The organism is Azospirillum largimobile (assembly GCF_977007025.2).
In genome coordinates this window covers 280,820-296,231 of sequence record NZ_CDRMUA020000006.1, presented here as the reverse complement: position 1 = coordinate 296,231, position 15,412 = coordinate 280,820, and the positions used below count along the sequence as shown (strand labels likewise).

13 protein-coding genes and 1 tRNA gene are annotated in these 15,412 nt (G+C 67.5%); 7 read left to right on the top strand and 7 right to left on the bottom strand.

The window, feature by feature from the left end; translation table 11 throughout:
• Nucleotides 1-86 precede the first annotated feature (86 nt).
• The 4 genes from ACWPKK_RS28585 to ACWPKK_RS28570 form a co-directional block, all read right to left on the bottom strand.
• Nucleotides 87-1,778: an ArnT family glycosyltransferase gene (locus tag ACWPKK_RS28585; protein WP_452011278.1), complete on the bottom strand. Its 1,692-nt coding sequence runs from the start codon at nucleotides 1,776-1,778 to the stop codon at nucleotides 87-89.
• Complete coding sequence (locus ACWPKK_RS28580; RefSeq protein ID WP_324865781.1) at nucleotides 1,775-2,110, bottom strand: lipid-A-disaccharide synthase N-terminal domain-containing protein; 336 nt, start codon at nucleotides 2,108-2,110, stop codon at nucleotides 1,775-1,777. The genes ACWPKK_RS28585 and ACWPKK_RS28580 overlap by 4 nt, the downstream gene beginning before the upstream one ends.
• A gap of 50 nt (nucleotides 2,111-2,160) precedes the next feature.
• Nucleotides 2,161-2,907: a glycosyltransferase family 2 protein gene (locus tag ACWPKK_RS28575; RefSeq protein WP_452011276.1), complete on the bottom strand. Its 747-nt coding sequence runs from the start codon at nucleotides 2,905-2,907 to the stop codon at nucleotides 2,161-2,163.
• Between the two features lie 129 nt (nucleotides 2,908-3,036).
• The gene (locus ACWPKK_RS28570; RefSeq protein WP_452011274.1) at nucleotides 3,037-4,689 is read right to left on the bottom strand and encodes a DegQ family serine endoprotease; all 1,653 of its coding nucleotides are present in this window, start codon (nucleotides 4,687-4,689) and stop codon (nucleotides 3,037-3,039) included.
• 465 nt (nucleotides 4,690-5,154) lie between these two features.
• On the opposite strand from ACWPKK_RS28570, the gene ACWPKK_RS28565 reads away from it, so the two are divergent.
• Nucleotides 5,155-6,027, top strand: a complete 873-nt coding sequence (locus tag ACWPKK_RS28565; protein WP_452011272.1) for a hypothetical protein — start codon at nucleotides 5,155-5,157, stop codon at nucleotides 6,025-6,027.
• 158 nt (nucleotides 6,028-6,185) lie between these two features.
• Nucleotides 6,186-6,271 (top strand) — tRNA-Tyr (locus ACWPKK_RS28560).
• A 117-nt stretch (nucleotides 6,272-6,388) separates the two neighbouring features.
• Here the strand turns inward: ACWPKK_RS28560 and ACWPKK_RS28555 are convergent.
• Nucleotides 6,389-8,326, bottom strand: coding sequence for a PAS-domain containing protein (locus ACWPKK_RS28555; protein WP_452011270.1), 1,938 nt, complete (start codon nucleotides 8,324-8,326; stop codon nucleotides 6,389-6,391).
• Nucleotides 8,327-8,555: 229 nt separating this feature from the next.
• On the opposite strand from ACWPKK_RS28555, the gene ACWPKK_RS28550 reads away from it, so the two are divergent.
• From ACWPKK_RS28550 to ACWPKK_RS28535, 4 genes are all read left to right on the top strand, one after another.
• Complete coding sequence (locus tag ACWPKK_RS28550) at nucleotides 8,556-8,981, top strand: YqaA family protein (RefSeq protein WP_149222691.1); 426 nt, start codon at nucleotides 8,556-8,558, stop codon at nucleotides 8,979-8,981.
• A gap of 242 nt (nucleotides 8,982-9,223) precedes the next feature.
• Complete coding sequence (gene ccoG, locus ACWPKK_RS28545; protein WP_324865791.1) at nucleotides 9,224-10,702, top strand: cytochrome c oxidase accessory protein CcoG; 1,479 nt, start codon at nucleotides 9,224-9,226, stop codon at nucleotides 10,700-10,702.
• A 203-nt stretch (nucleotides 10,703-10,905) separates the two neighbouring features.
• Entirely contained in the window at nucleotides 10,906-11,463 is a 558-nt protein-coding gene (locus tag ACWPKK_RS28540) for a hypothetical protein (protein ID WP_452011265.1), read from the top strand.
• 206 nt (nucleotides 11,464-11,669) lie between these two features.
• The gene (locus ACWPKK_RS28535) at nucleotides 11,670-11,840 is read left to right on the top strand and encodes a hypothetical protein (RefSeq protein ID WP_324865794.1); all 171 of its coding nucleotides are present in this window, start codon (nucleotides 11,670-11,672) and stop codon (nucleotides 11,838-11,840) included.
• Between the two features lie 13 nt (nucleotides 11,841-11,853).
• Here the strand turns inward: ACWPKK_RS28535 and ACWPKK_RS28530 are convergent, their stop codons facing one another.
• The gene (locus tag ACWPKK_RS28530) at nucleotides 11,854-13,020 is read right to left on the bottom strand and encodes a cytochrome-c peroxidase (protein WP_452011263.1); all 1,167 of its coding nucleotides are present in this window, start codon (nucleotides 13,018-13,020) and stop codon (nucleotides 11,854-11,856) included.
• A 173-nt stretch (nucleotides 13,021-13,193) separates the two neighbouring features.
• A complete protein-coding gene (locus tag ACWPKK_RS28525; protein ID WP_452011261.1) occupies nucleotides 13,194-14,033 on the bottom strand; it encodes a uroporphyrinogen-III synthase in 840 nt (279 codons plus the stop codon).
• Between the two features lie 198 nt (nucleotides 14,034-14,231).
• Here ACWPKK_RS28525 and ACWPKK_RS28520 point away from each other — a divergent pair, with 198 nt between their 5' ends.
• Nucleotides 14,232-15,407, top strand: a complete 1,176-nt coding sequence (locus ACWPKK_RS28520; protein WP_452011259.1) for an acyltransferase family protein — start codon at nucleotides 14,232-14,234, stop codon at nucleotides 15,405-15,407.
• The last annotated feature ends 5 nt before the right edge of the window (nucleotides 15,408-15,412 follow it).

Sequence of the window (15,412 nt, the reverse complement as noted above, 5' to 3'; positions counted from 1 at the left end):
CGAGCGGAAAGCGCCCGCGCCGTCCAATGCGGAGGCGCGTTACCCATCCCGGCAGGCCCATCCCCAACCGGGGGGCTCCCCTGCCCTTACGACGCAGGCAGGCGGTAGAGCGTGAGGTGCAGGCGCTTGCCCGTGTTGTAGTTGAATCCGTCCAGTTCCGCCAGCGGCAGCGGCGTGGCGGTGCCCAGGCTGTCGAGGAAGGCGGCAGCTTCCCGGTCCTCCACCAGGGCCAGACCGCAGGCACGGTCAGACAGCAGATGGGTTGCCGCACCGGCGCCATGGACCAGCTTGGTCGGCGTGCCCAGCAGGAAGACGAGGCTCGGCTCGGAATAGCCGGCGGACGCGACGACACTGTCGGCGCAGGGCCGGACCTGGGCGACCGCACGAGCGGCCTGCCGGCTGACCCAGACGCCATCGATGTTCGGCAGCACCGCGGCGTAGGTCCCCAGATAGAGCAGGCCTGCGGCCCCAACTCCGGCCGCGAGACCGATCCGCCGCTCGCCCCCAAGCAACCGATGCAGGGCGAGCGCGAAGAGCCCGCCCACCGCAGGCACCAGCGACACCGCGATCGGATCGATCCGCTGGCCGACCAGCCAGGGGATCACCGCGACCGCCAGGGTCAGGGCGCCGAAGCCGATGACGCCGAGCGCCACGGCGGCGGCCGTCAGCCAGCGGCGCGGCCGTTTGCGGCTGCGGTCGAAATTGTCGAGCAGGGCCGCCGCGGCGAGGGCGGCAATCGCCGGAAAGACCGGCAGCGTGTAATGCAGCAGCTTGGTCGGCACCGCCTCGAACACCAGCCAGCTCGGGACGATCCAGGCGATGCAGAATCGCACGGCGTCCAGCCGGCGGCGCGCCCAGGTCCAGGGAACCGCCAGCAGGGCCAACAGTGACCAGGGGGCGAAGGTGACCCAGAAGGTGCCGAGATAATAGCCCGGCGGCAGGCCCTTGCCCTCCTGCCCGCCCGACACCTTGCCCAGCATGTCGTGGCCGACGGATTCGGCGAAGAAGGCGCCCTTGCTCTTGATGGCGATGGCGATCAGCCAGGGCGCGGCGATGGCGACGACGATGCCGAGCCCGGCCAGCGGCTTCAGCCGCTTCAGCCAGCCGGCCTCGCGGTCCCACAAGGCCAGCACCAGCGCCGTGCTGCCGGACACCAGCAGGACCAGCGGCCCCTTGACCAGCACGCCGACGCCGGCGGCGATCCAGAACACCAGCGGCGCGGTCCAGGCCCCCCGCCCGGCGGGAGCCGGATCACGGCGGGTGAGGTACAGATGCGCCAGAACCGCCTGCCCGACCACCACGGTGGCGAGCAGGACGGCGTCGGTCTTGGCCATCCGCGCCTCGACCCCCAGCACGACGCAGGACGCCATCATCAGCCCGGCAATGAAGCCGGCCGGACCGCCGAACAGCCGCGCCGCCGTCCAGGCGCTGCCAAGCACGGCGAGGATCGCCCCCAGGAAGGACGGGATGCGGTAGGTCCAGATCAGCTTTTCGCTGCCCGCCGGAACGCCGCGCACCGCTTCGGCCACCGTGGTCGCCGCGGTCTGCAGCCAATAGATACCAACCGGCTTCTTGTAGCGCGTCTCGTCCTGGAAGCGGATGTCGACGAAGTTGCCGCTGTCCAGCATCTGGGACGACGCCTGCGCGAAGCGCGCCTCGTCCCGGTCGAAGGGCGGCAGCACGGTGAAGCCCGGCAGGAAGAGCGCGGCGGCGATCAGCGCCAGCAGCGCATAGGCCCAGATCGGCAGGGCGGCGCGCGGCAGGGTGGATGCGGTCACGATTTGCTCGGCACCGCATCGCCGGCGGCCAGCGACTTCTTGTGGGTCCAGACGAAATAGACGTTGCGGGCGTAGATCACCAGCCCCATGCCCTGCCCCAGCATGAAGACCGGGTCGAAGCGGTAGAAGGCATAGGCGAACAGCATCACGCCGCCGCCCAGCGAGAAGTACCAGAACAGCTCCGGCACCACGCTGCGCCGCGCCTTTTCGCTGGCGATCCACTGCACGATGAAGCGCATGGTGAACATCAGCTGGGCGAAGAAGCCGATGCCGACCCAGATCAGGTCGGTCGTGCTCTGCTCGTTGAACCAGGCCGCAGCGCGCTCAAGCATCGTAGAAATCCTGTCCCGAAAGGGTCTTGTGGTCGCAAGCGTAAGGTCGGTCAGAGGCGTTCGGAGACGGGCGACAGCTTCGTCCGCCGCTTCAGCCAATAAACGCCCAGTAGATCGACCACGCCGATCAGCCCGCGCCGCCAGTTGTTGTATTTTGACACGCCGCGCTCGCGCGGGCGATGGTTCACCGGCACATAAGCCACCGGATGGCCGTGGGCGCGGAACAGGGCCGGCAGGAACCGGTGCATCGCCCCGAAGAACGGCAGGTCGAGGAAGGCGTCGCGGCGGAACAGCTTCAGCCCGCAGCCGCTGTCGGTGCAGCCGTCCTGCAGGAAGGACTGGCGGACGGCGTTGGCGATCTTGGAGGCCCAGCGCTTCGACAGGGTGTCCTGCCGTTTCCTGCGCAGGCCGCCGACCAGCACCGGCGCGCCGGCCTCCCCTGTCGACACCAGCGCGAACAGCGCCGGTATGTCGGCAGGGTCGTTCTGCCCGTCGCCGTCGAGGGTGACGACGAACTCGCCGCGCGCCGCCTTGACGCCGCTGCGCACCGCGGCGCTCTGGCCGGAGCGGCGGACATGGCGCAGCACGCGCAGCCGGCCGGCCTCGACCGCCGGGGCAAGCCGCGTCTGGGTGTCGTCGTCGGACTGGTCGTCGACGAAGATGATCTCGAAGCCGCCGACCGGAGCCAGCGCCCGCTCGATCTCTTCGAGCAGCGGCAGCACGTTGTCGGCCTCGTTGAAGACGGGGACAACGACCGACAGCCGCACCGGCTGGCCGCTCTCCGGATAAATGCTCACGGTTTACCATCCCATTCGCCAAACGGGCCGCAAATTACTCTCGCGGCGCGGCGAACGGTAGCGGAAAAGGATGAGACCGGAGCGGGGCAGATCCCCGCACCGGTCCTATCGGCCGGGCGTCGGTACGGGTTACCCCTTGTTGCCATCCAGCGGAAGCGGGACATAACGCAGGTCGCCGCCGCGGCTGACCAGCATCAGCAGGGTCTTGCGCCCCTGTTCCTTTGCCTTGGCGATGCGGCTTTCCAGGTCGGCGGGGGTCGACACCGGCTCCTGCCCCGCCTCGACGATCACGTCGCCCAGGTCCAGCCCGCGTTGCGAGGCGACGCTGTCGCCGTCCACCTCCGTCACCACCACCCCGTCGACGTCCTCGCCGATGGAGAAGGTCTCGCGCAGGCCGGGGGTGAGCGGGGCGAGCTTGAGGCCGAGCGCCGATTTGCTCTCCTCCGGCTGTGCCGAGCGGGGGGCCCCGCTCGACCCGGACATCGCCAGTTGCTGCGGCTCGTTGCGCAGTTCGCCGAGCGTCACCTGCACCGATTCCTGCTTGCCGCCGCGCAGCACGGTCAACGGCACGTCGCTGCCGATCCCGGTCGAGGCGACGAGACGCGGCAGTTCACGCATCTGCTCCAGCGGCTTGCCGTTGAAGGCGGTGATGACGTCACCCTGGCGCAGGCCGGCGGAGGCGGCAGGGCTGTCGGGCGAAACGCTGGTGACCAGCGCGCCGCCGGTGCCGTCCATGCCCAGGCTTTCGGCGATGTCCGGCGTCACCCGCTGAACCTGGACGCCCAGCCAGCCGCGCCGCACCTTGCCACCGTCCCTCAGCTGATCGATGATCGGCTTGGCAAGCGAGGACGGAATGGCGAAGCCGATGCCCACCGAACCGCCGGTGGGCGAATAGATCGCGGTGTTGATGCCGATAACCGCACCGCCGGCATCATAGAGCGGACCACCGGAATTGCCGCGGTTGATGGCGGCGTCGGTCTGCAGATACTCGTCGTAGGGGCCCTGCTGGATATCGCGGGCGCGGGCCGACAAGATGCCGGCGGTCACCGACCCGCCGAGCCCGAACGGGTTGCCGATGGCGACCACCCAGTCGCCGACCTCCACCGTCTCGCTGTCGCCCCAATGGGCGGCGGCCAGCGGCTTGTCGCTTTCGACCTTCAAGAGCGCCAGATCGGTCGGCGCATCGGACCCCACCAGCTTGGCCGGCAGCCGGGTGCCGTCATGCAGGGTGACGGAGATTTCCGCCGCATCGGCGACGACATGGCTGTTGGTGACGATCAGCCCGGCCGGATCGATGATGAAGCCGGAACCGAGCGCCATGCTGGGCAAGCCGCCCGGCCCACCCCCCGGGCCACCCCCCGGCGCACCATTGGGACCGCCGCCAGGCCCGCCATTGGGACCGCCTTCGGGCGTGCCGTTGGGCTGACCGCCGCGCTGGCGGTTGCGGAACTCGCGGAAGAATTCCTCCAGCGGCGAGCCGGGGGGCACGTCCATCCCCTCCGGCAGGCGGCCGCCGCCGGATGCCTGCGGCGCCTGGGTGCTGGAGATGTTGACCACGGTGTCGACCTGCGTCCGGGCGAGGTCGCGGAAGGATGGCGGCGCGTAGGTCCGGCTGGCGTTGGGCGCAGCATTGACGGTGTTCGCGGCGGGCGCCTCCTGCGCGGCGGCGGGACCCGCGGGAAGCACCGGCAACAGGACGGCACCGGCCAGCAGCGCGCACAGCGCCGCAGCCGGAAGATGGCGGGAGGTGTGGGGCGAACGCGGAACGGACGCATGCGGCATGGACGGTCTCCGCAAAATCGGTGGGGCAAAACAGTTGGAGCCAACGGCCACCGCCCGCCGAGCCGACAAGTCCCGGTGACGGTCGGAACGCCCCGTTCAGGGAAATTCCTGAAGTCAAAACACGCCACCCCCCGTCCGGGGTCCATCGCACTTTTCAAAAGACGCCACCACCGGCGGTTTCCGGTACGCGCTTTTCATCCGTCAACGGATTTTAAAAGCCCCGCCATCCACCAATCGTCGTGCCCCGTTGTGACACCGGACACAAAATCACGATTCCGTGCAAAGTTATGCTGGCATTTTTGAGAAGAGTTTCCGATAGTCATCCATACCGAAAACATCGCCCGCCAGCGTGAAGCCACGATGCTGCCGACGCACGCGCCCGCGTGGTCCCGCGTCGGAAGCGTGCGGTTCGGGTGGACATGCTGACGAATGACTGAAAATTCACTTTGGCAACCGAGCGATATAATGAACGCAGAAACCGGGAGCGAACCGGAGTCTCCCAAGAAGCGTGGGCGCATTCCGCAGTCGGCGTGGCCCCAAATTCTTGAACGTTACCGCAGCGGTGCAACGCTTTCGGCCATCGCGCGCGAATTCGAATGCACGCCCAGCGCCATCTCCTACATCATCAAGAAGGCGGAGGCCGCAAGCGGCCAGGGCGACGCCGCCCACGCTGATGACGACCAGGGCGATGCCCAGGCGGACGACGGTCAGTCTTCCGCACCGGCCGCACCGGCCGAGGAGACATCCGCACCGGTAACCGCGGCTCCGGCTTCCCCGGCGGCCGAACCCGCTCCCGCCGCTCCTGCGGAAGCCGAAGCTCCCGCAGAGCCGCGCCGTGCCGGCCGCACGGTCCGCGGCACGCTGACCCGTACCCCGCGGACGGAACCGGCGGCCGATCAGCCCCCGGTCGAGACGCCTGCCGCTTCCCCGGCCCCGGCGGCGGCTGCCCCGGCGGCACCGGCACCGACGGAAACGCTGCGCCTGAACCGTCAGGAACCCGCACCGGCTCCGGCCCCCGCGGCAGCCCCCGCCCCGGCGGCTCCGGTCGCGGCAGCCCCGGCGACCGTGGATGCTCCGCGGACGGCCGGACAGCCGACCCCGCCGGTGGATGCGATCGAAGGCCGCCTGCGCGACACGGCCAAGGCCTGCATCTCCGCCTACCGTGGCTGGCGCCAGCAGCCGAGCGAAGCGACGATCCAGTCGCTGTCCGAAAGCGTGCACGAACTGCGCAAGGCCCTGGCCCGCGTGGAAATCGACATGTCGGCCAGCCGGCGCGAGGAACAGGCGATTCGCCCGATTCCGATCCCCGCGCACCGGGCATCGCGTCGCCCGAACTGAGCGGATTTTGAAAAGCGGGTCTCCTCGCCCTCTTTGAATCCCGTGTTTCAAAAAACCTCCGTCCCGTTCTTGGGGCGGAGGTTTTTTGTTGGTGCAAAAATCCGCGAAAAGGGGCTTGACGCCCACCCGATCGAAAGGCTAATCCTCTGCGCCCCGATGGAAGGGTGGCCGAGTGGTTAAAGGCAGCAGACTGTAAATCTGCCCGCGTACGCGTACGCTGGTTCGAATCCAGCCCCTTCCACCATCGCACCATGGCGTGCGCCGCAGCAGACCGCCCCCAGCAGACGACCACGTCATGGCGGTGCCGCGATAAACTCCCAAGTTATCGACTTCTGAACTTTGAAAAACCTGTCGCGCGCCGCTACAGCGGCAGAGGATCTGCCGGCGTGACGCGCGGGAAACGCAGCGTGAAGGCCGTTCCAGCCCCCGGTGCGCTGTCCAGCCGCAAACGCCCGCGCAAGCTGCGCGTGACAAGCGTGTAGACGATGTTCAGCCCCAGCCCGCTGCCGCCGCGGTCGCGACTGGTGGTGAAGAAGGGCTCGAACACCCGACCATGCAGGTCCGCCGGAATGCCCCTGCCGTCGTCGGCAAAGACCAATTCCACCTCCCCGCCCGACAGCGTGACCGTTACGGTCAGCCGGCCGCGCACGCCCGGATCATAGCCATGCAGGATGGAGTTGATGACGAAGTTGGTCAGGATCTGGCTGATGACGCCGGGATAGCTGTCCAGCATCAGGTCTTCCGGGCAATGGACGGCGACGGCATGTCCGCTGCGGCGGATGCGCATTCCCAGGCTGCGCAGGACCTCGTGGATATAGTGGTTCAGTTCGAAAACGCGGCGTTCCTCGCTGGCCTGGTCGACGGCGATCTGTTTGAAGCTCTGGATCAGGCGGGTGGCGCGCTCGACGTTCAGCAGCATCAGCTGCGTCGCCTCGTCCGCGATGTCGATGAATTCGGCGAAGTCGCCGCGCCGCAGCGAGCCGGCTTCGAACAGGCGGCGCAGGCTCCGCGTCTTTTCCGCCAAAAGCGAGGCGCCGGTCAGGGCGATGCCGACCGGCGTGTTGATTTCGTGCGTCACGCCGGCCACGAGGGAGCCGAGCGCGGCCATCTTCTCCGCCTGGATCAGCTGGACCTGCGCCTCCTTCAAATCCTGCAGGGCGCGCTCGGCCTCCTCCTTGGCGGCGCGGACGGCTTCCGCCGCGCGGACGCTCTCCGTCACGTCGGTGTGGGAGCCGACGATGCGGAAAGTCCGGCCGTCGCTGCCCGCCACGGCCAGTGCGCGGGTCTCCAGGAAGACCGTCGCGCCCGACCGATGGAGAAACCGCTGCAGCAACCGACTTTCGGAACGCCGGCCGGACGCCAGTTCTTCCACCATCTCCAATGCGGCGGCGCGATCGTCGGCGTGGATCAGCTCTTCCCAACGGCGGCGGCTGTTCTCCATCTCCGTCTCGCCATAGCCCAGCAGGCCCCACCATTGCGGGGAGAACCAAACCTCGCCCGTGCGCAGGTCCCACTGCGAGATGCCCTCCCGCGCGGCGCGGATCGCCAGTTCGAACAGTTCGCGGCTGGCGGCCAATTCCCGTTCGGCCTGCTTGCGCTGGGTGATGTCGGTGTAGGTGGTGACGAAGCCGCCGTCCGGCAGCGGCAGGGTCACCGTCTCGATGACCACGCCGTCGGGCCGCACCCGCTCGTTGTAGAAGGGCCAGGACGCGTTGCGGATGTAGTCCAGCCGCTGCGCCACCAGATCATCCACCTCGCCGCGGCCATAGCCGCCCTGCTCCGCGATGTGGCGCACCACCGTCTCGTAGGGCTGGGCATAGCGCGGGAATTCCGGGTCGATGAAAAGCAGTTCCAGCACGCGCCGGTTCCACGCGACCAGCCGCAGGTCGTGGTCGAAGGCCATCACGCCCTGGCTGAGACAGTCGAGGACGAGGCTGGTCTTGGCCCAGGGTTCACGCTCAGACGGGATTTCCGGCTGACCGGCAGTCTCGACGGCCGTCAGCAGGCTTTCCCCCGGCGCGCCCGCGCCAAGCGCCAGAGTGACCGCGGAGCCGTCGGGGAATGCCCGCGTCACGGCATGGCCGCGGCGCAGGTCGTCGATCCCGGACAGCCCGAGAAGACCGGCGAGAAGCGCGTCGAGCGTCGCATGGAACGGCCCGTCAGGCGTTCCGGCGGGAGGCATGGCGAACCGGGCCGCGAAGGCGGCATTGGCCCAGACCAGACGTTCGTCGGCGTCGAAGCGGGCGAACCCGGTTTCCCCCATGCGCGTGCCTTCTCCCACCGCCAATTCGGCCTGCATGCGATGACCATTCGCGATATCCGGCGAGCAAAAGCCGCCGGCCGGACACGCGGTGCGGATCGCGGCCCCATTCTTGTCTCTTGACGGTTGACGGGCAAGGGCCATCACGCAGCCGCTCCCGCCGGACGCCGCCGGTGAACCCCTTGATTTTACGTCTGCCCGACGCCTAATCCTGCGCCAGACAGTGAAGCGTAACAGGCAAACCGTTGGCCGGGAAAGGATTTGCACGATGTCGGACGTCGCGGCCTACGGCAGTCTGTTCCTTGTGGCGCTGGCGGCCGCGACGATTTTTCCCGCCCAGTCGGAGCTTCTGTTGGCCGGGTTGCATTCTTCGGGCAACTATCACGACGGCCTCCTGATTCTGGTGGCGACCACCGGGAACGTGGCGGGATCGACGGTCAACTGGGCTCTCGGCCGTTATCTGATGCACTTTCAGGACCGCCGCTGGTTCCCGGCGTCGCGCCGTCTGGTGGAACGGGCCACCGGATGGTACCAGCGCTTCGGCGTCTGGTCGCTTCTGCTGGCCTGGGTCCCCTTCATCGGCGATCCGCTGACCCTGGTCGCCGGCATCCTGCGCGTCGACTTGCGGCTGTTCCTGCTGCTGGTCACGATCGGCAAGCTTGGACGGTACGTTGCGCTGATAGTAGCTTTTTAATACAGTATAGTATTAGTATTGTATGTCATGCGTCCATATCAGACGCAATAATGGGCTTGTCGGCGACGGTGGCTGCACAGTATTAACGGAACCCGGACCGCGGATCCCTCGAACCGGCGGAAGGCCTCAGGAAAGCAGGGGCTTTTCAAAATATCGGTGCTGTTTGACAGAGGTCAAACGCGCCGCACTGGTGGTCGACTATGCTCCGCGCCAACGTGGAATCGGAAATCAGGCGCATCGACATGCCAGACGGAAGCATCGTTCAGCAGGGATCAGCCCAACCAGCCAAGGTTCCGCTGTACGAAAGCCATAAGACGATTCACCCGAAATCGGTCAAGGGCCTCTATCGCCGCCTGAAAACCGTGACCTTCAGCGTTCTACTGGTGCTGTTCTTCATCGCACCCTGGATCCGCTGGGAACGCGGGCCCGAAGCCCCGGCCCAGGCGGTCCTGTTCGACCTGACGACGCCGCGCTTCTTCCTGTTCTGGATCGAGATCTGGCCGCAGGAGATCTACTACCTTACCGGCATCCTGATCGTGGCGGCGCTGGGCCTGTTCCTGGCGACGGCGCTGGCCGGGCGCGTCTGGTGCGGCTTCGCCTGTCCGCATACGGTGTGGACCGACCTGTTCGTCTGGATCGAGCGTGTCTTCGAAGGCGACCGGGCGGAACGCATCCGCATGGAAAAGCAGCCCTGGACCACGCGCAAGTTCCTGCGGAAGGCGGGCAAGCATGCGGGCTGGATGGCGCTCAGCCTCGTCACCGGCTTCGGCTTCCTCGCCTACTTCACCGATGCCCCGGCTCTGCTGCGCGACTTGGTCACCTTCCAGGCCAGCTACGAGGCGACGTCCTTCTTCGCCATTTTCGTCGGCATGACCTATGTGATGGCCGGCTGGACGCGCGAGCAGATGTGCATGTACATGTGCCCCTGGCCGCGCATCCAGACCGCGATGCTGGACGAACATTCGCTCGTCGTCACCTATCAGGCCGACCGCGGCGACAACCGCGGACCGAAGCGCAAGTCGCAGAGCTGGGACGAACGGCGCGCGCAGGGCTTCGGCGACTGCATCGACTGCGGACAGTGCGTCCAGGTCTGCCCGATGGGGATCGACGTGCGCACCGGCGAACAGGCCGACTGCATCAACTGCGGCCTGTGCGTCGACGCCTGCGACACCATCATGATCCAGCAGGGCCTGCCCACCCGCCTGATCGCCTTCGATTCGCTGGCGGCCCAGGACACCCGCGCGTCCGGCAAGACCTATCAATGGCGCCTGATCCGTCCGCGCGTGATCGTCTACGCCCTGCTGATGCTGGTCATCGGCGGCGCCATGGCCTGGAGCTTCGCGCTGCGTCCCAGCCTGAACATCACCGTCCTGCGCGACCGTGCGCCGCTGTTCGTCACGCTGTCGGACGGGTCGATCCGCAATGCCTACACCTTCAAGGTCGCCAACAAGACCCGCCAGAACCGCTCCTACACCCTCAGCGTCGTCGGCCTGTCCGCTGCCGACATCAAGGTGATCGGCGAGAGCGAGGCGGAGACCGCCGCCCACACCGCCACCATCTCGGCGGAGGCGGACAGCGTCGCCACCTACCGCGTCTATGTGACTGCCCCCCGCGGGGAGGTGACCGCCACCTCGCTGCCGCTGACCTTCCAACTGTCCGACACCGTGACCGCTGAAAAGAACAGCCGCGACAGCGTGTTCATGGGGCCGGCCAACCAGTAGTCCGTCACAGAAGCTCTCCGTTGGCGCGGAGTCGAAAGGCGGTGGCCGGCGGATCGGCCTACCGCCTTTCGCATTTCTGCGCAAAGGGAGGGCATCCGCATGGACAGTTTGCGCGAGCCGGACCGCCACTCACCTGACTCAGCGAACGAAGGCTGGGCAATCGGGAAACCGGGCCCGCCGGCCGGCAGCGGGGTGAACAGGCCATGCTTTTCGATTTCGAACCGTCGGGCATCAACGACACCTACCTGCGCCTGACACGGTGCGGCGTGTCCAGCATCGTCGCCCCGGCGGGTGCCTGGAACGGCCTGCTGCGGGTCAATTACATCGTCGCCGGCGCGCCCGGCGGCGGCGAACCGCACATGATCTTCCGCAGCCTCGATGTCGGCTGGGACGACGGCCGCTTCTGCTGGAAGGGACGCGCGGCACCGGTGATGACCAGTTCCGCCATGGTGGACATCCTTCTGGAGCGCGGTCTGGTGACGGAGGCGGAAGCGGAACGGCTGCTGTTCGGCATCAACACCCCGGCCGCCGGCGCATCCTCCGACGAGGCGCTGATGATCCGCGCGCTGCTCGCCGGCTGCAGCTTCACCCCCGTCTACGAGTCGCAGCCGCTCGGCACCGAACCGCCCGCCGTGGTCGGGTTCGCCATGCGCACGCTGTCCGATCCCGGCGCCTACATGCTGGATGCCCGTGGCGGTATGCCGGTTCTCGACGGGGATTCGCGCGACGCGCTGCGGCGGCTGGTCGGCGTGGTGATGTGACCCACTCGTTCTTTCGCCCCTCCTTCTTTGGTCGAAGATAGGGGCGAAAAGGGCGAAAACCCTGCCCTATGGCCTATGGGCTAAACCTTCGGATGGTGGAAACTGTCACAGTGCCGCGTCATCCTTACTGCAACCGCTCACAGGAGCCTGACGCTACCCCATAGAACCGCCGATCCCGACATCCCGTGCGAGAAAGCTGACCAGCCATGAACGCCAGACTGTCCCATCGCTGCACCGCCCTGATCGACCGCGCCCGCGCAGCCTGGCTCAGCCGGCCACTGGCCCGGAAGCTGAGCGCCCGCAAGACGGCCGGTCGCCGCCGGATGACGATGGAACTGCTGGATCTGGAGCTTTACCGGATCGATATCGGCGGCTGAAGCAGGCCCGACCTCACTTCAGCAGATGCTCGTACCGCGCGTCGGTCAGCGTCTTCATGAAGGCGACCAGCGCCTTGACGCGGCGGGTTTCCAACGCCGGAGCCGATTCCAGCTCCTTTTTCGACAGGTTCGCCGCCACCTCGGGCGGGCCCCAGGGCTTGCCGGTCTCCGGGTTGATCGCCGCCTTTTCCGTGCGGTTGTTGTAGTGATCGTAGAAGCGGACCACCGTTTCCAGATCCTTGAAGACGCCGTTGTGCATGTAGGGGCCGGTCACGGCCACATTGCGCAGGCTCGGTGTCTTGAATTTCCCCTCGAAAGCCGGCTTGGCCGCCCCAGGGTTGTCGCGCAGGCCGCGGTCGGCGAAGCTCGCCGGCTTGCCCGATGCCTCGCGCAGGGCCGGGTTCGCCGGCACGCCGATGTTGTGGTGTTCGTAGTTGGTGAACATCTCCCCGGCTGCGGCCGGCATCGGCTTCAGCTTGTGGCACTGGTTGCAGTTGGTGAACTGGGTGGAGAAGAACAGGGTCATGCCCAAGTCCTCCTCAGCCGTCATCTTGTACTCGCCGCGCAGATGGCGGTCGTACTTCGAATCGAAAGGCGCGAAACCGTCGGTCTTCTCGAAGGCGGCGAGGCTGTCGCTCATCGCATCATAGGCGCGCTCCGCATCGTCGAGCACGCCGGCACCATAGAGCGCCACGAAGGCGCGGGCATAATCGGGATTCTCGGCCAGCCTTTCGCGCGCCTGCTCCTTGGACGTCAGCCCCATCTCGGCCGGGTTCAGCGGCGGGCCGCCGGCCTGATCCTTCAAGGTCGCGGCGCGGCCGTCCCAGAACTGTCCGCCGATCGCCTTTCCGTCCGCGGTGATGTGAAAGGCCGGCGTGAAGGCCGCATAGCTCGCCGTCGGCGCATTGCGGTCGCCCACCGACTTGCCGTTATCGCCGACTGACGCCGCCCCGCCCGCGCCGCCGGTGCGCGGATCGGCGAAGCCGAAATCGGGATTGTGGCAGTCGGCGCAGGCCTGGGTGCGGTTGGCCGACAAATTGTGGTCGGAAAACAGCGCCTCCCCCAGCTTTTCCTTCGTCGACAGATCCGCCGCAAGGGCGGAACCGCCCCCGGCGAGTCCGGCCGACAGAAGCACCAGCGCGAGCGCGCGGCGAGACAGGGGGAGGATGGTGACGGACATGACGACGCTCCTGGCAACGGCCGGCCACAGGGAGTTTCCCGATGGCCGGCGCCAACACTGCGCGTCAAAGGTTAAGCGAGAGTGAGAATTGTTATCAATGAGGCTGCGCAAAGGGAGGGTGGGGCGAAAGGTCGCTGTGCTGCGGCCTCACCCCTGCCCCTCCCCTATCGGACCTATCTAGCCCCCGCCCCTTCCGTCAGCAGACGGCGGATGGCATTGACCAGCGGCTTCATGTGGAAGGTCGATTCCGGGGACACCGCGACGGTCCCGCCCGCCGCCTCCACCGCCTCGGCGACAACCGGGCCGACCGCGGCGATCCGGGTCCTGGCGAAGCCCTGGCGGAAATCGTCGGCAAGGCCGCAGGCCTCCGCCACCTCGTGCAGGCGCCGCACCTGGGGCGAGGCGGTGAAGGCGACGAAGTCGATCCGACCGGCCGCCATGTCGCGGATGGCGGTCTGCACCGCCCCGGTCTCGGAATCGTTGGCATAGCGGTAGGGCGTGACCGCCACCGGCGTGCCGCCGCGCGCCCGCACCGCCTCCAGCAGCGGCTCGTTCGGGTTGTCGGGGTAGAGCTGGATGCCGACTCGGCGGCCGGTCAGATCCTCGTCAGACAGCATGGCGATGACGCCGTCCGTGGTCGGAGCCGGGGCGGATTTGAACGGGCTGCAGCCGATCTCCCGCAGCGCCTTCACCGGCTTGGGTCCGCGGACGAAGACGCGTGCCCGACCGATGGCGGCGGCCACGTCGGCCTCCCGGCCCATGGCGCGGGCGACCGTCATCAGCCGCCGCAGCCCTTCGCCGGTCAGCAGCACAATGTCGTCGAAGCCTTCGGCCAGCAGCCGGTCCAGCCATTCCCAGGCCGGTGCCGGGTCATCGAGATCGAGGATCTTGACCATCGGGCAGCGGATGGTCTCGGCCCCATGCTGTTCCATCATGCCGGCGAACAGGTCGAGATCCCGGCTCTCCGGCACCAGAATCCGCTTTCCCGCCAGATCTCCGCCCTGTTCGGACATGGCCCCGCTCCCGTGATCGCCTGTGTGGTCACGGCGAGTCTAACAGCAGGCGGCGGGGGCGGTCACGCGCCGGTTGGAGGGGTGGGATTCAGCCGACTGCCGGCAACCCCCTGACCAAACGACCTTGACAAGCGGTGTCCGGGTGCCCCCCATCACGCGGCCCTCCCATGGCTGCGCATGATGATCCGGAACGACGCTATGGCCTTGTCCCCGCTCCTATCGGTTTTCCTGTTCGCGGTGGCGATCTGTGCATCCTGGACCGTCCTGCGCCTCGTTGCCCTGCCGCTTCGCCCGCACGCCAGCGCCACCGGCCGGTACGCCGCCATCGACGGCATGCGCGGGCTGCTTGCCTATGCCGTGTTCATCCACCATGGCGCCATCACCTGGCATTATCTGCACACCGGCCTTTGGGCGCTGCCGCCCTCCCGGCTCTATACCCATCTGGGGCAGAGCAGCGTCGCCCTGTTCTTCATGGTCACGGCTTTCCTGTTCTGGGATAAGCTGCTGAAGGCAGGGCCGGACATGGATTGGCCGAGCTTCGTGTCGTCCCGCTTTTACCGCGTCTATCCGGTCTATGCGGTTGCCGTCCTGCTGATCGCGGTCCTGGCACTGGCATCGACGGGCTTCGAACTCAGGACCGGTCCGCTCGACCTGCTGCGCCGGCTGATCGCCTGGGCGACCTTCAAGGCGCCGCCGATCAACGGAATGGAGAATACCGGCCAGATCGTCGCCTACGCCACCTGGTCCCTGCCATACGAGCTGCTGTTCTACGCGGCGCTGCCGGCGTTGGCGTTCCTGTTCACTTCGGCGCGTCGGCTGCGGCCCGCCCTCGTCTCGGCTGTCGCGACGCTGATCCTGTTGCTCTACTTCCGCAGCTTCAGCCTTGCGGTATTGGAGTGCTTCCTCGGCGGCATCGCCGCAGCCTACGCCATCCGCCAACCCTGTCTCGTTGGATTTGCGAGGTCGGATCGCGGGCTGGCCGTGGCGCTCGCCGCGCTGTTGGCAGCCGTCACAGGCTTCGAAACCGCCTATGCGCCGCTCCCAGTGCTGGGGCTCGGCTTGTTCTTCATCATGGTCGCAGCCGGGCAGGATTTCCGCGGCGTCCTGACCCGGCAGCCGGTCCTCTGGCTGGGGGAGATCAGCTACGGCGTCTACCTGCTGCACGGGATCATGATTTGGGCACTGATCACCGCCAATGCCGCACTGCGCCCTGTCATCGCCGAGGATGCGCGCCTATACGCTCTGGCGTTAGCGGGCGCAGGCATTCTGGTGGTGGCGGTGGCCAGTCTGGTCCACCTGACGGTAGAGCGGCCGACGATCATGGTCGGCCGGCGGAGTCGTGCCTCCCGTCGCGACGACCGTGTCGCCGCCTGATACCA